Origin of the sequence: Dysgonomonas sp. ZJ279, from assembly GCF_011039205.1 — a bacterium.
In the GTDB taxonomy this organism is placed as follows: domain Bacteria; phylum Bacteroidota; class Bacteroidia; order Bacteroidales; family Dysgonomonadaceae; genus Dysgonomonas.
Map to the genome: position 1 here is coordinate 186,226 of NZ_JAAKEL010000001.1, position 24,990 is coordinate 211,215.

At 37.6% G+C, this 24,990-nt stretch carries 15 protein-coding genes, 2 tRNA genes and 1 other RNA gene; 9 read left to right on the plus strand and 9 right to left on the minus strand.

The genetic code is table 11. From position 1 onward, the window contains the following. Positions 1-11 precede the first annotated feature (11 nt). The 7 genes from G7Y57_RS00845 to G7Y57_RS00875 form a co-directional block, all read right to left on the minus strand. A complete protein-coding gene (locus tag G7Y57_RS00845) occupies positions 12-1,337 on the minus strand; it encodes a YihY/virulence factor BrkB family protein (protein WP_165020282.1) in 1,326 nt (441 codons plus the stop codon). Positions 1,338-1,392: 55 nt separating this feature from the next. Beyond that, positions 1,393-1,754: RNase P RNA component class A (gene rnpB / locus G7Y57_RS00850), an RNA gene on the minus strand. Positions 1,755-1,857: 103 nt separating this feature from the next. Beyond that, positions 1,858-3,156, minus strand: coding sequence for an NAD(P)/FAD-dependent oxidoreductase (locus G7Y57_RS00855; RefSeq protein WP_165020283.1), 1,299 nt, complete (start codon positions 3,154-3,156; stop codon positions 1,858-1,860). A gap of 78 nt (positions 3,157-3,234) precedes the next feature. Then, on the minus strand, positions 3,235-3,909 hold the full coding sequence (locus G7Y57_RS00860; RefSeq protein ID WP_165020284.1) for a DedA family protein: 675 nt from the start codon (positions 3,907-3,909) through the stop codon (positions 3,235-3,237). 71 nt (positions 3,910-3,980) lie between these two features. Beyond that, positions 3,981-4,520 (minus strand): DJ-1 family glyoxalase III, encoded by a 540-nt coding sequence (locus G7Y57_RS00865; RefSeq protein ID WP_165020285.1) that lies wholly within the window; start codon positions 4,518-4,520, stop codon positions 3,981-3,983. A 6-nt stretch (positions 4,521-4,526) separates the two neighbouring features. Next, positions 4,527-5,390, minus strand: coding sequence for an energy transducer TonB (locus G7Y57_RS00870; RefSeq protein ID WP_165020286.1), 864 nt, complete (start codon positions 5,388-5,390; stop codon positions 4,527-4,529). 16 nt (positions 5,391-5,406) lie between these two features. Beyond that, positions 5,407-6,138, minus strand: a complete 732-nt coding sequence (locus G7Y57_RS00875; protein WP_165020287.1) for a pyridoxine 5'-phosphate synthase — start codon at positions 6,136-6,138, stop codon at positions 5,407-5,409. Positions 6,139-6,354: 216 nt separating this feature from the next. On the opposite strand from G7Y57_RS00875, the gene G7Y57_RS00880 reads away from it, so the two are divergent. Next, the gene (locus G7Y57_RS00880; protein ID WP_165020288.1) at positions 6,355-7,221 is read left to right on the plus strand and encodes an NAD kinase; all 867 of its coding nucleotides are present in this window, start codon (positions 6,355-6,357) and stop codon (positions 7,219-7,221) included. An 84-nt stretch (positions 7,222-7,305) separates the two neighbouring features. Here G7Y57_RS00880 and lpdA read toward each other — a convergent pair whose 3' ends face one another. Then, positions 7,306-8,658, minus strand: coding sequence for a dihydrolipoyl dehydrogenase (gene lpdA / locus G7Y57_RS00885; protein ID WP_165020289.1), 1,353 nt, complete (start codon positions 8,656-8,658; stop codon positions 7,306-7,308). Positions 8,659-8,786: 128 nt separating this feature from the next. Beyond that, entirely contained in the window at positions 8,787-9,761 is a 975-nt protein-coding gene (locus G7Y57_RS00890) for an adenosine kinase (protein WP_165020290.1), read from the minus strand. 86 nt (positions 9,762-9,847) lie between these two features. Here G7Y57_RS00890 and G7Y57_RS00895 point away from each other — a divergent pair. The 8 genes from G7Y57_RS00895 to bglX (G7Y57_RS00930) all read left to right on the plus strand — a co-directional run bounded on the left by G7Y57_RS00895 (position 9,848) and on the right by bglX (G7Y57_RS00930) (position 24,861). Further along, positions 9,848-9,921: transfer RNA gene (locus G7Y57_RS00895), tRNA-Asn, on the plus strand. 30 nt (positions 9,922-9,951) lie between these two features. After that, positions 9,952-10,025: transfer RNA gene (locus G7Y57_RS00900), tRNA-Asn, on the plus strand. A gap of 296 nt (positions 10,026-10,321) precedes the next feature. Continuing rightward, positions 10,322-13,159: a triple tyrosine motif-containing protein gene (locus G7Y57_RS00905; protein WP_255491298.1), complete on the plus strand. Its 2,838-nt coding sequence runs from the start codon at positions 10,322-10,324 to the stop codon at positions 13,157-13,159. A gap of 293 nt (positions 13,160-13,452) precedes the next feature. Further along, entirely contained in the window at positions 13,453-16,533 is a 3,081-nt protein-coding gene (locus G7Y57_RS00910) for a SusC/RagA family TonB-linked outer membrane protein (protein ID WP_165020291.1), read from the plus strand. 19 nt (positions 16,534-16,552) lie between these two features. Then, positions 16,553-18,016 carry a RagB/SusD family nutrient uptake outer membrane protein gene (locus tag G7Y57_RS00915; RefSeq protein ID WP_165020292.1) on the plus strand — a complete coding sequence of 488 codons (1,464 nt, stop codon included), beginning with the start codon at positions 16,553-16,555 and terminating at the stop codon, positions 18,014-18,016. 81 nt (positions 18,017-18,097) lie between these two features. Further along, a complete protein-coding gene (locus tag G7Y57_RS00920) occupies positions 18,098-20,260 on the plus strand; it encodes a glucoamylase family protein (RefSeq protein WP_165020293.1) in 2,163 nt (720 codons plus the stop codon). Between the two features lie 10 nt (positions 20,261-20,270). Further along, positions 20,271-22,511 carry a beta-glucosidase BglX gene (gene bglX, locus G7Y57_RS00925; protein ID WP_165020294.1) on the plus strand — a complete coding sequence of 747 codons (2,241 nt, stop codon included), beginning with the start codon at positions 20,271-20,273 and terminating at the stop codon, positions 22,509-22,511. Positions 22,512-22,602: 91 nt separating this feature from the next. Beyond that, positions 22,603-24,861, plus strand: a complete 2,259-nt coding sequence (bglX, locus tag G7Y57_RS00930; RefSeq protein ID WP_255491326.1) for a beta-glucosidase BglX — start codon at positions 22,603-22,605, stop codon at positions 24,859-24,861. Positions 24,862-24,990: the final 129 nt, after the last annotated feature.

The following is a 24,990-nucleotide window of genomic DNA, read 5'->3' on the forward strand; positions in this document are numbered from 1 at the left end:
AAGTGAAAGTTTTATAGGTCTTTCAGCAATTTGTCTTTCTCTTTGAGGTGTATCACCTCTCTTATTTCAAGAATTACTTCCCATTCACTTCTAAATTCGATGTCAGTATCTATCATGAAATCTTCCGAACCATGTAAATTAATTTTATCAAAGAAATAAGCAACACTGATATGATTAATATCTATCGCCGGAATATAAGCCGGTACCATTGTGCTGCCTTCGGATGGTGTTTCGACTATCAATCTTATTTCCTGCAAATAGAAAAGTGTATCGCTTGTCAGTTTTGTTGGTATCTTATAGCGTTCAGATAATTCATCGGCAGTAAATGGAGTATATCCTTTTTCGAAACGTTTTACGATAAGAGTCATTATAAGTAATGTAATGAAATCTTTGTACCGACGGCTAATATTCGATGTTTCATGTTCGAAACTGAACTTATTTACATTCTGATATGCGAATGACAGCTGCACTCCAAATAGAACGAAGAACCACGTTAATTGCAGCCATAATAATAGTAACGGCAAAGCGGCGAAACTACCATATATGGCATTGTATTTCGAAATCCAGATTTGTCCGCTGATATATAGTAATTGGAAGACCTGAAAGCAAATACCCGTGAAAACTCCACCTAATAAAGCACTGCTGAATTTCACTTTCGTATTCGGGATATATATGTAGAGGATAGTAAATAATAAGATCGTGATGAGAAACGGTATAGTCTTAACTAATGGATTGAGAACCAGACCTAGAAAATATTGTTGGTCGGCAGTAGAATTAAGTATAACCGTCAAACCCGCATTACATACTAGAAATACAGGTGCAATAATAATCAATGCCAGATAATCAGTGAACATACGGAAATATGTCCTCCCCTTTTTTATCTGCCATATCATATTGAAATTCTCTTCTATATTCGATAAAAGATTAATCACTGTATATAGTAGCATGATGATACCAATTCCTAAAAAGACACCCCCTTGGGCGTATTCTATCGATTTGTCAATAAAAGCTGTCGCTTTATTAAGCACTTCCTCTTGTCCTGTGAAGTAGCTGAACAATTGCGTCTTAACTATATTCTGAAATCCAAATCCACGGGCTATGGCAAATAGTACCGCCAATAGAGGAACGATGGATAATAAGGTGCTGTATGTGAGAGCTGATGCGCGTGTAAAGAGTTGAGCACCATCTATATTACGGATAGCAAGTATAAATGTTTTAATAATATTATACAGACCTATCTTGTGTGAAGAGTGGCTGGTTGATTTGCTTACTCTCCAGATTCCGTAAGTCAGAAAACGAATAACTCGTTGTACAAACGTTTTTATTTTCTCGATCATATAACTTTATATTTCGTTCAAAATATAGCAGATAAAGAATAAGGCAGAATAATAAAAATACAGTAAGTCTATAAGCCGGGTCCTGTATCTTGCAAGCAAGATGTCTGTCATTTATCTACGGATGCTGTCACCAGCAAACTCTAGCGACCTACCCCCCGACATCGGGCGAGCAGCCCTACATGCGTCGGTATACATGGTCTTACAACTCGCAAGTGGTACGGCTCTGTACATTGCTGCACAGACCGGTGAGCTCTTACCTCACCTTTTCACCCTTACTCCACCGAAGCGAAGCGGTTATTCTCTGTTACCTTAACTCTGCTTTCACAAACAGCTTCCCATTAAGAAGTGCGATGCTCTGTGTTGCCCGGACTTTCCTCTTTCTACCCGAAGGTAGCCAGCGACAAACCGACCTACTGTATGAGGGTGCAAAGATAGGGGTTTTTTCAGTTATGAGTTACAAATGATGAATTATAAGTTTTCTCATTGCCGAATTGACCTGTTTCTCCGTATATCTCACTGATTATTCTTTATCGTACATCTCATTAAATTTAGGACGTATGAACAGACGCAGGGATACATCATAATTGAGATAACTCCATACCCAGTCTATAAATACCGCTAATCTGTTTCGTATTCCCACAATAGATAGTATATGCACCAGCAGCCATAGCCACCATGCAACGAAACCTCCAAATCTGAATTTCCCCAGATCGGCAACGGCTGCATGGCGCCCTATTGTTGCAAGCGATCCTCTATCACTATATTTAAATTTCTCAGGAGCTTTTCCTGTTATCTTATTATTTAAGTTTTTAGCAAGGCATCTTGCCATTTGCAGCGCTACCTGTGCTACCTGCGGATGACCTTTAGGTGTTACCTCCGACATTTGGAGAGATGTGTCGCCTATCGCAAATACATTTTCATATCCATTTACTTGATTATATTGATTCACCACAAGCCGACCTCTATTGTATGCAGATTCATCTAATCCTCTCAATCCATTCGGTTTTACTCCTGCTACCCAGAATACGTTTCTGGTACGAAGGGTAGTATTATCGCTTAGTTCGACAGTGGGTTTGTCGTATGCTTTTACAGATATATCCTGATGTATTATCACACCTCTTTTGGTAAGAGTCTTTGCCGCACCTTCCGATGCATTTTCCGACATGGCAAATAATAGGCGTGGAGAGGCATCTACCAAATGTATTTCCATTTTACTGAAATCTACTTCAGGATAGTCTTTTGGCAATATACTTTTCTTCATATCGGCTAGTGCTCCGGCAAGTTCTACACCCGTAGCTCCTCCGCCAACAATGACAAATGATAGTATTTCTCTCAATTCATCATCGTCTTTTGCGCTTAGTGCTTCTTCGAAACTAAGGAGTATCCTGTTGCGAAGTAGTAGAGATTCAGATACAGATTTTAAAGCAAAGGTGCTTTCTTTCAGGTTGTCATTGCCGAAGTAATTCGTGTCGCAGCCTGTAGCGATTACTACATAATCGTAAGTAATATCGCCGATATTTGTTTCGACTTTTTTGTCTTCAGTAATTATTTGCTTTGCTTCGCACATGCGGAAATGCACATTCTTACTCTTGTTAAATGTCTTTCGATGTGGGTAAGATATCGAACTGGGTTCTAAGCCACCTGTAGCTACCTGATAAAACAGGGGTTGAAACTGATAATAATTATTCTTATCGATTAATACTATTTGATAATATTTCTTGTCTAACCTTTTAGCCAGTTCTAGTCCTGCAAATCCGCCACCAACAATGACCACGCGTTTCTTATCTCCGGCATCGGGGATGTTTACATTATAATTCATTTTATTAAAATATTAAAAGCCAATATTGCATCTAATTAAACAATATTGGCTATTTATAAGTTTTAAATTTAGCTTATTTTAATCGGCTATATCCTTTTTTGCTGTGAATTTTGCCTTTACAACTTCGTATATTGCAGGGAGTATAGACACTACGACTATAATAAGAACTACTTTATCAAGATTTTTTTCTACCCATTCCAATCGTCCTATTAATGCACCTAATGTACAGAAAATAACAACCCAAGCTATGCCTCCGATTACATTATATGAGAAGAAATGTTTATAGCTCATCTTTCCCATACCGGCTACAAATGGAGCAAATGTTCTTACGATGGGAACGAAACGCGCTAAAATGATGGTTTTGCCACCATGTTTTTCGTAGAACTTATTCGTTTTCTCCAGATAGCTTTGTTTGAATATCTTCGAATTGGGGTTGCTAAATAACTTTTGTCCGAAATAACGGCCAATCGTATAATTTACTGCATCACCTATTATTGCAGCAATTATTAGTATAATAACCAAAAAGTATATGTGAAGAGGATTATCAGGTCGTACAGCAATTGCTCCCGCAAGAAATAATAATGAATCACCCGGAAGAAAAGGCGTGACAACTAATCCTGTTTCACAGAATATTATTAAAAATAATATGGCGTAAACCCATACTCCATAGTCTGTTACTAACATATCTAATGTGCCACCTGTATCTCTTAGCAGGTTGAGAAAGAATGTCCATGCTTCGTGTAAAAAATCCATTTTAAGTTTTGTATTATAATTGTAGTGCAGGAGCTAATAAGATTCGTTCTTTTATCCCTACATTATTTTTTTTATACTAATAGCCCCGCAGCAACAGCATCACGTTTCTCTTTTCCGGCAATAAGTTCTACCAGCTTGAGAGCAAAATCGATTGTAAGTCCGGGACCTCTGCCTGTTGTTATATTGCCATCTACTACAACCGCTTTTTCTGTTTGCAATGTTGCGCCTTTCAGGTATTTTTCAAAACCCGGATAACAAGTTGCATTTTTACCATCAAGTAGACCTAGTCCACCCAATACCATTGGCGAAGCGCATATCGCTGCTACTTTTTCTCCTTTTTGAGCGAAAGCAAGTACAGCTTTTTTCAGACCATCATGATCGTTGTATGCAGGCGTTCCACCGGGCAATACTAGCATTTCTGTATCCGAAAGGTCAATTTCATCGAACATTATATCTGCAACAACAGTCACTTGGCGGCTACTTGTCACTTGTTTGCTGTCAGTTAGTGAAACAGACTTCACATTCAGTTCGGCACGACGTAATATATCGATTGTTCCGAGTGCTTCTATTTCTTCAAAACCTGTAGTCAAAAAAACAAATATAGTCTTCATAATAACTTAGTTTAGATTGAATTTATATGTAATGGTTCCTTTTTGATTCGCTGCTTTTTCTACTATGTTGAATTTAGTTTTCCGAGCCGCTTTCAGTGCTTCATTTTTCAGCGTGGCGCTCGGTGTGTTTGTTCCTTTACCTATTGTAGCTTCTGTTACATTTCCCTTAGGATCGACAACAATATCCACAACTACAGTGCCATAGTCGTCTACCGAATAAGTCGGTTTGGCCAATCCACCACTACCAAGGCTACGTCCTCCAAGATCGAACGATCCCCAACCTCCGATGCCCGATGTTTTGCCATAGCTGGCATTTCCGGTCGGTACACCTTGCGTACCTGTGCCCTCGGTGTTTCCACGACTACCGCTGCCTGTTCCATTACCAAAAAGTCCAGCCATCTGATTGTTGATCTGACCTTTCTTTTCAGCTTCTTGTTTGGCTATACGATCTGCTTCCGCTTTTTTACGTTGTTCGGTGGCTTCTTGTTCTTTCTTTTCTTCGGCTTTTTTCTTAGCTTCTTTTATTGCGACAGTTTCCTCAAAATCCTGTGTAACAGCAGACTTTTCGGTATTGGTTGTTGTTGGCTTGGTTTTAGCACTGGTAGGTTCTACCATTGGGATAGGATCTTCACTGACATTTGGCGAGGAAGCTTCTTCTGCCCCCAAATTACCATTGCCACGACCAAAAGGTTCATCGTCGCCGAAAGCATCGGGTACATTGCCGAACATAACGGGCACACCTCCTAAATCTTCAGAAAAACGTGTGTCAATAGAAGGTTTTAAATAGATGAAAAGGAGAGACAGGATAATTATAATATGAAACGCTGCCGTTCCTGCTATACTTATCATTTTTTCTTTTCCGTCTTCCATATTTAGGTGTTTTTTATTAAAGAATCTCTTCCGTATTCTTTAAACAGTTTTTATATCCTATTATTGTCTTCTCAAGTCCGATGTAAAGAGCTTCACTGATAAGAGCATGGCCGATAGATACTTCGTCTAGCCATGGTATGTTCTTATATAGAAAATGTAGATTCTCAAGGCTGAGATCGTGCCCCGCATTTACGCCAAGACCCAGTTTTTTAGCTGCTTTAGCTGCTTCTACAAATGGTGCAACAGCCGCTTCTTTATTCTTCGGATAATTAAGAGCGTAAGGCTCAGTATATAATTCGATACGATCAGTTCCGGCTTTAGCCGCATACTCTACCATTTTTATGTCAGCATCTACAAATATAGATGTGCGGATACCTGCCGAGGTTAGTTTGTCTATTATATCGCGAAGAAAATCCAGATTCTTCACAGTATCCCATCCTGCATTCGATGTTATTGCATCAGGTCCGTCCGGCACAAGCGTTACTTGAGTCGGTTTGATAGTTGTTACTAAATCCATAAACTTAGTAGATGGATAGCCTTCTATATTAAATTCGGTACGTATTCTTCCTTGAAGATCGAATACATCTTTATATCGTATGTGACGCTCATCGGGACGAGGATGTACGGTAATACCATCTGCGCCGAAAGTTTCACAATCACGAGCTACTTTTAAAAGATCCGGAACATTACCTCCGCGCGAATTGCGAAGGGTCGCAATTTTGTTAATGTTAACACTCAGTTTGGTCATAAAAAAACATTAAAAATATCCCGACAAAATAAATACTAAAGAAACAATTCTTATAAGTCAAAACTTTTTTAGCAACTTTGTGCTACAAAAAGAGATACAAATGTAATACGAATTGATGAAATATACGAATCTGACTTCTTATTTCACGCATAAATATAACGATTTGACCTCCTATTTGTTTTATGAATTAATATAATTAGTCTTAAACCAACGATAATGAAGATAGCAATATTCGGTAGCAGACATCAGAAATTAGAGCAGATAGAACGTATATTCAACATCTTGCTCGAAAACCGTGTCGAAATCTATGTGCAGGATCGCTTTTATGAATATCTATCCACCGGATTTGGCTTGCAATACGATGTTGCGGGAATCTTCAATGGTGAGGACTTTTCTGCCGATATGGCAATCAGTATCGGAGGGGATGGAACTTTCTTACGTACGGCTTCGGCGATAGGAAAGAAAGATATTCCCATATTTGGTATCAATACAGGGCGGTTGGGTTTTTTGGCAGATGTCACTGACGAAGAATTAGATTGTGCATTAGCTGATATTCTGGCAGGGAAGTATAGGATCGAAAATCGTAATCAGCTTCAACTTTCTACTAACGAGAAAGCTTTTCATGGTTTTAACTATGCGTTGAATGAAATTGCAATATTGAAACAGGATACGGCATCTATGATAACGCTGCATGCTTATATTAATGACGAGTATCTTACATCTTATGAGGCTGATGGATTGATAATTGCGACACCAACCGGTTCTACTGCTTACTCGCTAAGTGTGGGTGGTCCTATAATGACACCTACTTCTTCGAGTTTTATAATTGCACCTGTTGCACCGCATAGCCTGAGTGCAAGACCGTTGGTCGTAGATAATCATTGTGTGATTACCCTCGAAGTAGAAAGTCGCAGCGATAGCTTCCTTATTTCGCTCGATGGGCGTTCTAATGTGTTTTCTACAGGCACAAAACTGCACATAAAGAAAGCTGACTTCACACTTAAGGTTGTAAAACGCTTAGGTCATACTTTCTATGGCACGCTTCGCGACAAGCTGATGTGGGGTGTCGATCCACGCCAATAATAATATATTCTTAGCCTCCCCAACCTCTCCAGAAGAGGGGCTTGGTTCCTCGCAAGACAAACATCAATAAACTTTATATTGAGCTCACGCGAAGAGTGTTTCGTGTATTATCTCTCCCACAGTAGGATGAGGGAATACTATCTTTTGGAATTCTTCTACAGTGTATTCTTTTTCGATTGCGATTCCTGCTATAACGATCAACTCTGAGGCAGGATTGCCTAGCATGTGGCATCCTACAATTTTTTCGTCGCTATCTATAATTAATTTGCATACGCCGTTTCCTAACTCATTCTCAGCAACAAAACGTCCTGAATATGCCATCGGTAGTTTTAAAATCTTATGCTTTACGTTTTGAGCAATAAGTTCTTCTTCTGTTTTGCCCACTCCTGCTATTTCAGGATTAGTATATACAACACCGGGTATGGCTTTGTAGCTCATCTTATCTTCTATTCCTAGTATGTGATTGATTGCAACCTCTCCTTCGCGTACGGCCGTGTGTGCTAGCAGCGAGTAGCCTGTGATATCTCCACAAGCGTAGATGCTGGGGTGGGAGGTTTGCATATATTCATTTACCTTAATTCCTTTGCGAAATAATTCGATATTTAAAGTTTCCAACCCTAAGTTGCTGATGATTGGTTGACGACCTGTGCTTAATAGTATTTGTTGTGCTTCGATAGCATGTTGTTCGCCATCCTTTTCAACAATAACTTCCTTTTCATTGATCTCTACTACTTTCGTGTCAAGATGAAAACTAATTCCTCTTTTGGCATAGTCTGTTCGAAGCATTGCCGAAAGTTCTTTGTCCATGGCTCCAAGTATTTCGGGAACCATTTCGATTACATTGACTTTCACACCCAAGCTATTGAAGAACGATGCAAATTCTATTCCGATAACTCCACCTCCGATGATAGCTAAAGATTGTGGTAGTTCCTTATTATCAAGTGCTTCTTTTGATGTCCAAAAACTGCTTTCTTTCAATCCTTTTATGGGAGGAATAATAGTTTCGGAGCCTGTGCATAATAATAGTTTCGTTGCAGTATATGTTTCGTCATTGCAAATTATCTGAATGTTTTTATCTGAATCTTCACCAAGAATAGATGCACTGCCATTTACAATTACAACATCGTGTGCAGCTAATTTTTGTTTTATACCTGCTGTCAGTTTGCGTACAGTCTTTTGTTTACGTCCGATAATGCGGCTAAGGTCGAAAGATACTTCACCTTCGACCAATACACCGTATTTAGCGGCGCTTTTAATATTGTCTAATGTTTTAGCCGAATATAAGAGGGTTTTGGTCGGAATACATCCTTCGTTAAGGCAAACGCCTCCTAAAGCGCTTTTTTCAAAGAGAATTGTTTTCATTCCATTTGCAGCAGCTTTTTCGGCAGCAGTGTATCCGGCAGGGCCTCCACCGATAATAGCAATGTCGTATTTCATAATATAATGTGTTTTTCAGTTATTAAGTAGTTACAAGTAATTAGTTACGAGTTACAAGACTGCTTATCAAATAATAAGTCAGTAAAAATATATCAATAAATATTTACAAGAACTTAAGTCTAATCGGATTACATAAAACCCTTTATTCTCTCTCTGATGCCATCCCATTTGTCGTCGGTTATTTTTGCTCCTATAGCTTCGATAACATGTCCCGCCAAGAGTGTTCCTATTTGTCCCGAAACACTAAGTGTGCAATCATGGATGAGGCCGTAGATGAATCCTGCTGCATATAGATCGCCTGCACCTGTTGTGTCTACACAATCTACTTTATTGGCTTCTACAAATACTTTTTCGTTGCCTTTTTGTATCCAAGAACCTTTCTCTCCTGTTTTCACAATAGCTATCTCTGTGTTTGCAGCAAGTAATGAAACCGCTTTTTCGGGAGTTGTGTTAAATAGAGACTTCGCTTCTTCCTCGTTCGCAAAGACAATATCTACATGTTGAGGTATAATGTTAAGAAGGAAATCTCGGTTTTCTTCAACAATATTATAGCTGGCCAAATCTAAAATAACTTTTGCTCCGGCTTCTTTGGCAAGTAGTATGGCTTTTCGTATCAAATCGTGGCTTTGAACAAGATATCCTTCAATATAAAAATATTTATAGCTTTTAAAATCCTCACTGTTCAATTCCTCCGCATTCAGAAGAGCTGCTGCTCCCAGATAAGTGCCAAAAGTGCGTTCGCCGTTTTTCGAAATAAATGTTGTGGCGACGCCGGATGCTTCATCGACTTCGGTTAAATGCGATTTGATATTATACTTTTCGAGATCGCTTTTATAATGTTGTCCGTACGAATCAGATCCTATTCGTCCTATAAAACCTGTACCTATTCCGAGGGATGCAAGTCCTGCAATTGTATTGGATGCTGAACCTCCTGATACAATCGACTTATTTAATTTATTTATTTCTTCAGAAACAACCTGCAATCTTATTTCGTCGATTAACTGCATGCTTCCTTTCGGAAGTTGTAGAACCTCAAGGGTTTTGTCACTTTCTATAATGGCTAAAACATCAACAAGGGCGTTGCCCATTCCTAGTACTTTCATAAACTCTTTTAAAATTTTGTATAAAGATATTGCATAATTCAGAAATATACCCTACTTTTGCCTCACTTTTGAGAAAGTAAAAACACTCTTCAGTAGCTCAGTTGGTTAGAGCATCTGACTGTTAATCAGAGGGTCGCTGGTTCGAGCCCAGCCTGAAGAGCAAAATATAAAAACTCTTCTCAAATAGTATTCTTCAGTAGCTCAGTTGGTTAGAGCATCTGACTGTTAATCAGAGGGTCGCTGGTTCGAGCCCAGCCTGAAGAGCAAAACGAAAAAAGGTAGATGTTTCATCTGCCTTTTTTTGTTGTGTATTGCCTAGACACTCTTCTTTTGAATACTTTTTGAGAGGCTGTGATATACAGTTTTAGTATTCGGCTAGTTGATAAAATAGAAAATTTTGATAACTTCGCCTTGTTGATAAGTATAAATAATGCAATGGAATTACCAAATTATCAAAGAAAATATTAATATAAAGATTCGTTCTTGTTATTCATTATAAGTAAATTGAACAACTGCGCTTTCTGCATGTTAGACCTTAATAAACAAAACAGATTGATTGTATGGAAATGATTTCTCGAAGAATAAAGTTATTCTACATGCTATTCTTCTTTATAATATATACTGCTAATTTATTCGCAAATAATCCCTATATCGTAAATTTTGATAAGAAAAGTTATCAGGCTGCTAATAAAAACTGGTCTATAGCTGAAGATGAAAGAGGTATTGTCTATTTTGGAAATGATATTGGCTTGCTGGAGTTCGATGGTATTGAATGGAATTTGTCAAAGATGCCAAATGCGTCTCAAGTAAGGAGTATAACTGTATTGAATCATGAAACTGTATTTACTGTAGGTTATGAGGAGTTTGGTCGTTGGGATCGGGATGTTTCAGGTCGCCTTGTTTATACATCCTTGAGCGATCAGGTTGATAGCCAACTCTTGAAAGATAATGATTTTTGGAAAGTGTGGATTGTTGATGGATATGTTTATTTTCAATCTTTCAGTTCGCTATTTGTTTACGATTATAAAACAGTTACACAGATACCTACAAATTTTAATATTTTATTTCTGCTGAAAGTGGGAGATGATCTTTGGATGCAAGAAATGAAGGGGCCTTTGTATCGCTTAAATAATAATAAGCTTGATAAAGTTGAGGGCAGCGATGTTTTTGTAGGTAAAGATGTTCGTGTGATTCTTCCATATGATTCTGATAAATATCTGATAGGTACAGCTACGAATGGCTTATATCTTTACGATGGTGAACGTTTTACTGAGTGGAATTCTAAGCTGTCTGACGTGTTTCAGCAAAATGAATTGAATTGCGGGTTATTATCTCATCGTGGTACGTATTTTTTAGGTTCAATCTTAAATGGTATTTACGAAGTCGATAAATCGGGGCAGATATTGAACCATTTTTCGACGGAAAGCCGATTGCAGAATAATACAATCTTGGCCTTGCATGAAGACAAACTGGGTAATCTTTGGGTTGCGTTGGATAGGGGTATAGCCTATGTGCAATATTTGGATAATATGAGCTATTTTACCGATCCCAGTGGCAATATAGGAGCTGTTTATGATGCTGTATTCTGGAAAGACAAACTTTTTTTGGCTACCAATCAGGGATTGTTCTATATATCTAAAGATGAATTAAGATCATCTAATTCATTATCTAAACTAAAACTGGTAAATAATACGCAGGGACAAGTTTGGTCTTTGCAGGTTATTGATGACAAGCTTTATTGCTCTCACAATAGAGGTTTGAAGATTGTAAATGAAAACATGACGATAACTGATTACCCATATTTGAATTCGGGCTTGTATGGAGTTGAGGAGGGTAGGTTAAAAGATCAGGAGGTACTCCTGCTCTCTAGTTATGACCGTCTGAGAATAATACATAAATCTACCAATAAGCTTTATGATATCGGACGACCGAATGACCCGGTGCGGGCAACTGAGATTGATCATTTGGGTAATGTTTGGATGCAGCATCCTTACAAAGGTGTTTATCGTTATATGCTGAATGATAGCTTGACTGAAGTTAAAAATTATGCTTATTATGGAGGGGATTCTAATGATGGCCTGCCATATCGGTTGAGTATGTTTAAGATTGGAGGTCGTATTATTCTTTTAGGAAATGATGAGTTTTTCACATACGATGATATTGAAAATAAAGTGAAGCCCAATGATAAGTTGAATGAATGTTTTAAGTCTATTTCGAATCTGAAAAAGGTTGTTTATATAGGCGAGAGCCTTTTTTGGGCTATTAGTGGTGATTGTGTATTCAAATTTTATTATGATGGGTATAGTGCCTATATTATCGAACGATATGATATCGGGATTCATAACCTTTCTCTGGTCGATGGTTATGAGAATATATCTATACTAGATGATTCGCTTAGTTTAATCTGTTTAGATAATGGATTTCTTCTTTATGATAAAATGACAGCAAAAGCAAATTTGGGATCTATCCAAAATATCCCTCATTTAGAATCTTTTCAGATTAATAATATGAAGGGTGATGCTGTTTATTTAAATCTTTCAGAAAAAGCCGAGGTGCCATATAACTATAATTCCGTTACTGTCAGCTTTACTGTAAATGATATATTCAGTAAGAATCTGTCATTTCAATATATGCTCGACGGTGTTGACCAAGATTGGTCGAGTGCTCAGGAAATAAATAAAATCACGTATGATCGTTTACCTAAAGGTCACTATGTCTTGATGATAAGAACTATTGATAATTTAGGTAACTATTCAGATACGCTGTCTTACGAGTTTCAGGTGCTATCACCTTGGTATCAGACTATCTGGGCCTATTTTGGGTATTTCATTCTTTTTGTTATCCTCTTCTTCATTGTATGGCAAATAATGTTGAAACGATATAGGAATATTCACCTTCAAAAAGTTAGGCTTCGTGAAACAAAGCGATTGAGAGCGATGAATGAAAAATTGCAATTTGAGATTGAAAAAAAGAATGCCGAATTGTTTACTCAAACTTCTTTCATTATTCAGAAGAATGAGTTGATTCTCAAAACAAAAGAAATTGTAGACGAATTTTATCACAGTAGCAAAAACAAAATGCTGGACCCATTGTATCAGAGGATAGGTTCTCTTCTTAGCAACAATCTCAATAGAGAAGATGATTGGAAAATGTTTTTGATAAAATTTGAGCAAAAACACCCTAATTTCTTCAAGCAATTAAAAACTTTATATCCTGAATTGACTACAAATGATCTCAAACTTTGTGCTTGTCTTAAGCTCAATTTGGATTCGAAAGAAATAGCATCTTTTATGAATTTGTCCGTCCGTGCTGTCGAAAATAGCAGGTCGCGGTTACGAAAAAAACTTAATATACCTACTTCGATGCATCTTAGTGACTTTTTATTTTCAATAGATTGATGATCTTAATAGACTCATTATTATATATTTACTATTTAGTGAGAGGTAATGATGAGGTGGTCTATCTGTTAAATGTTTTAGTAGAGTGTTGGTGGTGATGTGTTTTTTTATGTTTTTTTTACTTTCCCTCTCATATTTGTAGAAAATCTGATGCCCTGCAACGAGAATATTGAAGTGATATAATCTTACTTTAAACAAGACTTAGCACTGACCATAAGTCTATCTACTTTTCTTTTCAACGTTGTTCATAGGCGCTTTCTTTTACACGTAACTTAAATTAAAAAAGTTGAACTATGAGATTTAAACTAAAAACCTTCTTTTCACAGAAAAAGAATGATTCTTTGCTCTCAAAGAGTCTTATGCTGTTGGTTTGCCTCTTGCTGGTAAGCACATTTAGCATGTATGCTCAGACAAAAAGCATATCCGGTACTATTACCGATGAAACAAAAGAGCCTCTTATTGGAGTGACCGTACGCGTTAAAGGGACTACTGTAGGTACAGTGACTGATTTTGATGGAAAGTACACGATTTCTGCAAATTCGGGTGATGTCTTAGAATACTCGTTTGTTGGGATGAACTCCCAAGAAGTTACAGTAGGTTCTCAAAACGTTATCAATATTGTACTAACTGATAATGCAACCTTATTGGGTGAAACTATTGTAATCGGTTATGGTAGTGCAAAAGCTAAAGACTTGACATCTCCCATAGCTGTAATCAAAGGAGACGATATCAGTAAGCATCTTACAGCATCTCCAATGCAAGCATTACAAGGAAAGGTACCGGGATTGCAAATTGTGCAAAATGGACAACCAGGTAGCTCACCTAAAGTTCGTATACGTGGTATCGGCAGTTATGATGCAAATAAGCAAGGACCACTCTATGTTGTAGATGGTATGTTCTTCGACAATATCGACTTCTTGAGTAATAATGATATCGATAACATTAGTGTTCTGAAAGATGCTTCATCTTCAGCTATCTATGGTGTTCGTGCAGCAAATGGAGTTATCATTGTCTCAACTAAGAAAGGTTATAAAAACAGTAAGCCTCAAGTTGTTTACGACGGATATATGGGTTTTCAAACAGCATCTAATGTTTTGAAAATGGCAAATTCGAGTCAGTATGCTACAATGATGGGCGAGATAGGTAATACTACAGCCATTAATCAATCGATAAATCGTTTTGGCGGAGCTAACGGAATCCCTTCAACAGATACAGATTGGTATGATGAGCTATTGAGAACAGCAGTGATGCACAACCATTCCGTGAGCATTAATGGTGGTGGAGATAATACTTCTTATGCATTAGGGGTTAGTTATTTGAATCAAGATGGTATTCAGGATAGTGATAATGGCTTCGAACGTCTTAATGTAAGAACAAGAGTTGATGCAGATATAACTAAGTGGATGAAAGTGGGAGGAAATGTAGTTTTAATAAATAGTACTCAGAAACTTGCAAATATGAGTGCTTTTGGAAATGCATATACATCACCATCAATTTATCCTGTTTTTGATGAAAATAATACAGGCGCATTCCCTCGTAAATACGCTTCAGCTCAGGATGTTGGATTAACAACATATTTCTGGAATCCGGTTGCTTTGGCTGATTATTATAATGAGACTTCGCGTATTACACAAGTATTGCCTTCATTCTATGTCCAGTTCTCTATGTTGGACAATAAATTGTCTTTCAGAAGTTCATTCAATCAAGATATAGCAATTACACGCTATCAAAAATTCCTTCCAACCTATTTTGTGTCGTCTTCTCAACAAAATCAAGAGTCGGTTTTGAATAAGAATCAGACATATAGAAATAATTGGCTGGTAGATAATATTTTGACATTTCAAGATACATTTGCCGACAAACATAATTTGACATTGATGGCGGGTAACTCTGTAAGAAGAGATCGAGTAGAGTATATACGATTGACAGCTAAAAATGTGCCGGAAGGAAGAGATGAATATTGGTATATCCATCAAGGTGAATTGCAAAAACCTACTGTTGGTAACGATAATACGCTTTGGATTGATCATGCTGTAGAAGAGAGAAGTGCTTCATTCTTTGGACGTGCAATGTATGATTATGATGGTAAATATTTATTGTCAGCTACATTTCGTGCTGATGGTAGTTCTAAATACCAAGAGAAATGGGGCTATTTTCCGTCTATTGGTCTTGGATGGGTATTATCAGAAGAAGGTTTTATGAAAAACCAAAGTGCTTTCGATTTCTTGAAATTAAGAACAAGCTGGGGACAATTGGGTAATGATAAAATACAGCCTAATGATGGCTTTGGCTCTCTTACATTAGAGAATGCTGTATTTGATAATACAGTAATTCCGGGTACATCAAGTGTATCTTTCTTTAGTAGTCTTAAATGGGAACGCGTAGAGGAATTTAATGTTGGATTGGATTTTGCAACACTGAATAATCGTTTGTCAGGAGAGGTTGATTATTTCAAACGAACTACGAAAAATGCTGTTTTTTCAAGACCTCTGCCTTTTGGTGCAGGTTCATTGTTAATGAATAATGGTGCGGTTGAGAACTCGGGTATGGAACTTACTCTAAACTGGAATGATAAAGTAGGTAAAGATTTCAATTACAATATTGGCTTTAACATGTCAACTTTAAGAAATAGAGTAACGGAATTGGATGGTTTACAGAAAATTGTAGTAACAGGAGACCATGGAATGATAAGGCAAGTAGGAAAAACTGTTGATTCTTATTATGGATATGTAATGGAAGGTATTTATCAAAATCAAGCGGAAATAAATGCCGATCCTACTCTTTCTAATCTGGAACCTAAAGACAGACCTAAGCCTGGAGATATACGCTTTAAGGATCTTGACGGAGATGGACAGATTACAGATGCAGATAGGACTGAATTAGGATCTCCATTACCGAAACTTTTCATAGGAGGTAATTTCGGATTCAATTATAAACAATTTGACTTCAGCACTGTTTTTCAAGGTCAGTTTGGTCATAAAATATTTAATCAAAAGAGATTCCTTAGACAAAAACAAAGTGAGATCAACTTTGAACAGGATTTAATTGATAATAGATGGACAGGCGAAGGTTCTACAAACAAATATCCTTCAGCTGCAGCTTTGTCGAGAGCATGGACTTATAGCAAATTCAACTCTTTCTTTGTAGAAGATGCTGCTACCTTTACTATTCAGAATATTCAGTTTGGATACACATTCTTTGATGTATTCCCAAATAGCAATAGTAAAACCACTTTGCGATTAAGCTTTACAGCAGAGCGACCATTTAGCTTCTTCTCATACAATGGCTTTACCACGGATGTGTCGGATGGTATAGATAATCAGGTTTATCCAAATGCATCTGTTTACAGTTTCGGAGTTAAATTAGTATATTAATAAATAATAAGATTGAAATATGAAACTATATATTTATATTATTATATCCGCAGTACTATTATTTAGTAGTTGCAATGATTTTTTGGATAAGTACCCTGAAAATACTGTAGATATACAAGAAGTTGATTATACAAAGACAGAGGATATGTTTAAACCTGCTGCCGGAATATATGCCAGAATTCGTAGTAATAATGGTTTTGGTTCATGGGCTACTTATGGTTTGATAGCTGTAAGAGGAGATGATATTGATAAAGGGTCATCACCATCTGATCAGCCAGATTTAACAGATGCTGAAAACTTCAACTATTCTCAACTTGGTGGATATTGGGCTCTAAATGGAGCATGGCAAGGGTTGTATAATTTAGTACTTAATTCGAACGCTGCTTTGGTAGCTCTTGATGAGTATAATAAATATACAACTACTGATTCGGAGAAAAAATTGAATACGCAATACCAAGCTGAAGTACGTTTTATGAGAGCATATGCTTATTTCTATCTTGTAAGACTATTTGGTGATATTCCGTTAGTCGTAGATAATAAGGACGTCTTAACTAATTCATTAAAAACACCTCGTGTTGATATCTATAAATTTATTAATGATGAAATAACATTCTGCGTGGCAAATCTACCGGCCTTACGTCCTAATGAAATGCCGTACAAAGGTCAGGTAACAATGTATACAGCATTAGCATTGAAAGCAAAGGCAAATTCCGATATTAACGATTGGGATGCAGTATTGAGTGCCACAAATGAAATAGTAAATAGCGGAAGATTTTCTCTTTATTCTAGTTTTTACGATTATTTCAAATTACCCGGATGTTTGGCTAACGAAAATCTATTCGAATTAGAATACGCAGTAATAGACGGAACAGTATTTGCATCTGATGCATGGTTCGAATTTCAAGGTCCTCGTAATGGATTCGTAGGAGACAAAATCGGTGGAGGATGGGGATTCCTTACTCCATCTCCAAAATTCGAGGCTCTCTTTAAGGCAAGAGGAGAATCTGATCGTTTCGAAACGACATTCTTATTCGCAGGAACAACTACACGTGAAGGTGATGTTTTGAAACCTAGTATTGCTCCGGAAGGATATGACCGTGTATTTAATGGTAAAACTTATTTACCGAGCACACAATTACCTGTAGGAAAAACAACTTATGGTCTTGGAAACAATATCAGAATGCTTAGATATGCAGATGTATTATTGTTGAATGCCGAAGCGAAAGTTCGTAAAGGCCAAAATGGCGATACACCTTTCAACGAAGTGCGAACAAGAGCTAAAATGACAAATTTAACTAATGTGACACTAGATCAGATTCTTGAAGAAAGATCGATCGAGTTAGCAGGTGAGTGGGGTGAGCGCTTCTACGACCTTGTTCGTACAGGTAAAGCGGAAAGTACTCTCAATGGATTCGTGACAGGTAAATCTGAATTTTATCCGGTGCCACAAGCTCAAATAGACTTAAATCCTAATTTAAGGTAAATTATTCCGATAAAGATGTTTAGTTAATTTATCCTGGTGTCGACAAACAGTTGTCGGCATCAGGTTAATAATCTTTTTTCCATGAAGAAAATATTTATACTGACCTTACTATCTTTTGGTTATATATCACTTGTGGCTCAAGAGCCTGAATATGACCATGTCTTTTTCGATAATAGCCTTATGTCAGGTAGTTACTATAATAGCAACGTCGATTATGCATCTCCTAGCTATATAGAAAATATACAGAAAAAATTACCTGTTTCTGAACAGGAATTTTTTACTGCAAAAAATTCACTGCTTCTCAAATATGTCTCAGCACCAAACGGAAGTTGGACTGCTACGGTCTTATATACAGACTGGAGAGGGAAAGACTTTGTTAAAGAAAGCACTTCTCTCGATTTTAGGTTGAAAATAACTTCAAAAACCAATAAAGAAGAATTACCGTCTATAGCTATCGCTATAAAAGATGAAAAACAAATTTCGTCTTATCTTAATCTTGGAAAATATATCACTAATATTAGTAATAATTGGTGTCACGTAAGAATTCCACTTAGTGATTTTCAAAATATAAAATATACACATAGCAAAGAAATTAAGAATGTTCTTTTCAAACAATCGTCACAAGATGGAAAAGAGCATACAATATATATTGATCAAATAGAATTAAGTCCTGCTAAAATAGAAAAACCAAATATCTCTAAAGCTCCTTCAATTACAGCTAAAGGTTATGAAAGACATGTTGATATTGCTTGGAACAAAGCAGGATTAGAAAATATAAAATACATAAAAATTTATAGAGCTTCAGAAAATGGAAGCTATCAGCCCGTAGGTATCCAAGATCCTTCAAGAGGACGTTTTGCCGATTTCATTGGAGACACAGATAAGACGTATAGTTATAAAATTACCTGTCTTGATTATGATTATAACGAAACACCGGCATCAAATGAAGTTGTAGCGAAAACTTATGCAATGACTGACGAGCAATTACTGACTATGTTGCAAGAAGCATCTTTCCGTTATTATTGGGATGGGGCAGAAGAACATTCTGGTTTGGCATTGGAAAATATACCCGGGCGTAAAAATATGATTGCTTCCGGAGCTTCCGGATTTGGTATTCTGGCTATAATAACTGCTACGGAACGTGGTTTTATAACGAGGGAAGAAGCAATCGGAAGATTTAAAAAAATAGTTGCATTTCTGGACAAAACAGAAACTTTCCATGGTGGCTATTCTCATTTTATAAATGGAGAGGATGGCAAAGTCATTCCATTCTTTGGGAATAAAGATAATGGTGCTGATATGGTTGAAACATCATTCTTGTTTCAAGGATTACTTACCGCACGCCAATACTTCGACAAAGATTCGGAAGATGAAACTCATATCAGAAAAATGATAACTAAGCTATGGGAAAACATCGAATGGGATTGGTATAAACAAACCAAAGATAGCAAATACTTATACTGGCATTGGTCACCCGATCAGGCATGGGTTATTAACCATCGGCTTATCGGTTGGAATGAAACAATGATTACCTATTTGTTGGCGATAGCTTCGCCTACTCATGGAGTGAGTAAAGACCTGTATTATACAGGTTGGGCTAGTCAGGATCAATATGCACAAGATTATCGTGCCGATTGGGGACAAACAAGAGATGGATCGATGTATTCGAATGGGAATACTTACCAAGGTGTGAAACTTGATGTGGGCGTATCTACGGGAGGGCCTTTATTCTTTCTTCATTACTCTTACTTAGGTTTTGATCCGCGAGGTATTAAAGATAAATATGTGAGCAAAGATTATTTCGATAATTTCCGAAACATCGCTTTGATCAATCATCGATATTGTATCGAGAATCCTAAAGGTCAACAAGGATACGGAGCAGACAACTGGGGGCTGACAGCAAGTGATGGCCCTTGGGGATATCATGCTGCAGAGGCGGCTCTACATCAGGATGACGGAACAATGGCTCCAACAGGGGCATTGGCATCCTTCCCTTATTTGCCGGAAGAATCAATGGCAGCCTTGAAGAATTATTACCGAAATTATGGTTCTTTTCTTTGGGGTGAATATGGTTTCAGAGATGCATTTAACCTGAATGAGAATTGGTGTGCCAGTATTTATATGGGGCTTAATCAGGCTCCGGTGACTGTTATGATAGAAAATTACAGAACAGGATTACTTTGGAATCTTTTCATGAAAGATCCGGACGTTAGGAAGATGACAGATAAGGTATTCATTAAATAAATTAAAATTGATGGATAAATTATTCAGACATATAGCCGTTTTATTTTTGTTGGGACTAGTATTAAATTCCTGCTCATCCAATTCATCATCAAGAGATGCAGATATGGATAAGTTTGTTGAGGATTTACTAGATAAAATGACCCTCGACGAAAAAATAGGACAAACAGTATTGTACACCAGTGGATATGATATTATCACAGGACCGACAGTTGATCCTAATTATAAAGAATATTTACGCACAGGCATGGTTGGTGGCATATTCAATGCAGTAGGTGCTGACTATACCCGAAGCTTGCAAAAGATAGCGGTTGAAGAAACTCGTTTAGGTATTCCCCTTGTTTTCGGATATGATGTCATCCATGGGCAGCGGACTATATTTCCTATCCCTCTTGCGGAATCATGTAGCTGGGATTTGGAAGCAATAGAACGATCCGGTCAGATTGCAGCAAAAGAAGCATCTGCCGAAGGTGTCAATTGGATATATGCTCCTATGGTCGATATCGCGCGTGATCCTCGTTGGGGTCGTATCGCCGAAGGTGCCGGAGAGGATGTGTATCTAGGTTCGTTAATCGCAGCTGCCAGAGTAAAAGGCATACAAGGTAATAGTTTAAGTGATAAAAGTACAGTAGTCGCTTGTGTAAAGCATTATGCTGCTTACGGAGCGTCGATGGCCGGTAGGGATTACAATACAGTCGATGTAGGAGAGAATGAACTTTGGAATACATATCTTCCTCCGTTTAAAGCGGCGCTTGATGCAGGTTGTGCTACAATAATGACATCTTTCAACGATCTGAACGGTATTCCTGCTACAGGGAATTCATATCTTCTGAAAAATATACTGCGTGATAAATGGAATTTCGATGGTTTTGTTGTGACAGATTATACATCAATCAACGAAATGATACAACATGGTTATGCCTGCGACGAAAAACACTCAGCAGAAATAGCTATGAATGCAGGTGTGGATATGGATATGCAAGGTGGTGTATATATGAAGTACCTCAAAGAGTTGATAGCAGAGGGTAAAGTTTCTGAAAAGGATGTGACTGATGCAGCCCGAAGAATATTGAAAATTAAATATCAATTGGGATTATTTGAAGATCCGTATAGATATTGTGACACAGAAAGAGAAAAAACAGATCTTCTTACAGTTGAAAATAAAGAAGCGGCTCGTGATATTGCCCGTAAATCGATGGTATTACTAAAGAATAAAAACCAATTATTACCGTTAGAAGCGAATAAGCGCATTGCATTAATTGGGCCTTTAGCTAAAGATAAATACGAAATTCTAGGTTGTTGGTCGGCAATGGGTAACAGAGATAGTGTCCCGGTTAGTGTCTACGAAGGGCTGACTGAGGCTTTGGGTAGTGATAAAATAACTTATGCAAAAGGTTGTGATATTCAAAGTGACGATAGAAGCGGTTTCACTGAAGCATTAAGAGTTGCTTCAGCAGCAGATGTTGTAGTTATGGTGATGGGCGAATTTCATAATATGTCGGGCGAAAATAATAGTCGCACAGATATATCACTACCCGGCCTCCAACTCGATTTGCTGAAAGCTATAAAGAAAACAGGTAAACCTGTAGTTCTGGTTTTAATGAACGGACGCCCATTGACAATAAATTGGGAGAATGATAATATAGATGCCATACTCGAAGCTTGGTTTCCGGGAACAATGGGTGGCGCGGCTATTGCCGATGTTTTGGTTGGTAAATACAATCCTGCTGGAAAGTTAACAGTTACTTTTCCTCAAAATGTCGGGCAGATTCCAATATTCTATAATCATAAAAATACAGGACGTCCTTATGATAAAAATGATCCTGAGCTAGCTTATGGATCTCATTACTGGGATGTAACCAACGAACCGCTTTTCCCTTTTGGATATGGATTGAGTTATACAACATTTACTTATTCCGACTTATCACTCTCTTCTACTTCTATTAGTAAGGATAAACCGCTAAAGGTAAATGTGAAGTTAGCTAATACAGGCAAATATGATGGAGAAGAAGTTGTGCAATTATATACTCGCGATATAGTGGGTAGTGTAACGCGACCGGTTAAAGAATTGAAGGGTTTTAAAAAAGTATTTTTGAAAGCAGGAGAAACAAAAGATGTTGAATTTACGCTCTCAGTAGATGATCTTCGATTTTATAATCCTGATTTGAAATTTGTATACGAAACAGGAGATTTCCATCTTTTCGTTGGCGGTGATTCTAATGCTGTATTAAAAGCAGACTTTGTTTTGGAGTAATGCTATTATTGATTTAGGATAGACAGACTATATATAAAATACTAAAATAAATAAGATGAAAAAAATTGTGATGTTACTGTGTTGTGTTTGCATGTTATATTCGTGCTCACAAGATAAAGATAATAAAAAGCAAGATGCAGAAATGAATCGTTTTATAGACGATCTCATGAGTAAAATGACTTTGGATGAGAAAATCGGACAGCTCAACTTACCTGGAGCAGGAGATATAACTACAGGTCAGGCTAAGAGTAGCGACATAGGTGAAAAAATTAAAGAAGGCTCGGTTGGCGGACTATTCAATATTAAAGGAGTAGAAAAAATCAGAGAAGTACAACGTGTAGCTGTTGAAGAAAGCCGTCTGAAAATTCCATTATTATTCGGAATGGACGTGATCCATGGTTACGAAACTGTATTTCCTATTCCTTTAGGCATAGCTTGTACATGGGATATGGCTGCAATAGAGCAGTCGGCTCAGATTGCAGCAGTAGAAGCCAGTGCCGATGGTATTTGCTGGACATTCAGCCCGATGGTAGATATCAGTAGGGACCCTCGTTGGGGACGTGTTTCCGAAGGTAGTGGCGAAGACCCTTATCTAGGCGGAGAGATTGCCAAAGCAATGGTTAGAGGTTATCAGGGAGAAGGTAATACTTTTGCTTCGAATAAAAATATAATGGCTTGTGTGAAACATTTTGCCCTATATGGTGCAGGTGAAGCCGGTCGCGACTACAATACAGTTGATATGAGTCATCAACGTATGTATAATGAATATTTCAGACCTTACGAAGCTGCTGTTGAAGCGGGTGTAGGTAGTGTTATGGCATCATTCAACGAGGTTGACGGTGTGCCTGCAACAGCTAGCAAGTGGCTGATGACTGATGTGCTTCGCGATCAATGGAAATTCGATGGTTTTGTAGTAACCGATTATACAGGAATTGCCGAAATGGTAGAACATGGTATCGGTGATCTTAAAACAGTATCTGCTCGCTCTTTGGATGCAGGTGTTGATATGGATATGGTTGCTGCCGGATTCTTAACTACACTTAAAGAATCGGTGAATGAAGGAAAGATTACAGAGAAACAAATAGATAAAGCATGCCGTCGTATTCTTGAAGCAAAATATAAACTTGGTTTATTTGCCGATCCATACAAATATTGTGATGTAGAGCGTGCTAAGACTGAAATATATGCTAAAGAACACCGTGATGCTGCGCGTAAGATTGCATCAGAAAGTTTTGTTCTTCTTAAAAATAAAGATAATGTATTGCCTTTAACTAAAAAAGGAACAATTGCGGTTGTAGGTCCTCTTGGAAATACACGCTCTAATATGCCAGGCACATGGAGTGTTGCAGCAGATTTCAATAAAGCTGCTACATTAATAGAAGGTTTAGAATCTGTAGTTGGCGGCAATGCTAAAATCGTATATGCTAAAGGTAGCAATCTTACAAGTGATCCTGAATTAGAAGCAAGATCAACAATGTTTGGTCGCGATTTAGGTAGAGATGCCCGTTCGGAAGAAGCTATCCGTAACGAAGCATTACAAATTGCCAGAGGTGCTGATGTAATTGTAGCGGCTCTTGGTGAATCATCTGAAATGAGTGGCGAAAGTAGTAGCCGTACAGACCTGAATATCCCTGATGTTCAACAACGACTATTGAAAGAATTGTTGAAAACAGGAAAGCCTGTTGTTTTGGTATTGTTTACAGGTCGCCCATTGACATTGACATGGGAAGACGAAAATGTTCCTGCCATTCTTAATGTATGGTTTGGTGGAACAGAAGCTGCTTATGCTATTGGTGATGTATTGTTTGGCGATGTAAATCCAAGTGGAAAACTAACGACTACTTTCCCTAAGAATGTAGGACAAATTCCACTATTTTATAATCACAAAAATACAGGACGTCCATTGGCCGAAGGAAAATGGTTCGAAAAATTCCGTAGCAATTACTTAGATGTAGATAACGAACCTCTATATCCATTTGGGTATGGTCTTAGTTACTCTCAATTCGAGTATAGCCCTGTTAAGCTAAGTTCTGCAGCTATTGATGCAAAAGGTGAATTGACTGCTGAAGTAACATTGACCAACAAAGGTAAAGTTGATGGAGCAGAAGTAGTACAATTATATATCCGCGACATAGTAGGTAGTGTAACACGTCCGGTTAAAGAGCTGAAAGGTTTCGAGAAAGTATTTGTAAAAGCAGGTGAATCTAAAACTATAAGTTTCAAGATTACTCCCGAAATGTTGAAGTTCTACAATTACGATTTGGATTATGTGTTTGAACCGGGTGATTTCGATGTGATGATCGGAGGAAACAGCCGCGATGTGAAAACAGCTAGATTTGCATTGAACTAATTACTTCTTTTCGGAAGAAAAGTGGTTTTAAGTTTATCTATATAGAATAAGGTGTTTGGTTATTAGGTTAAGTAGAGAGAAAAGGTAACAAACGAAAACAACATACAAAGTGTCACTTTTGTTACCTTT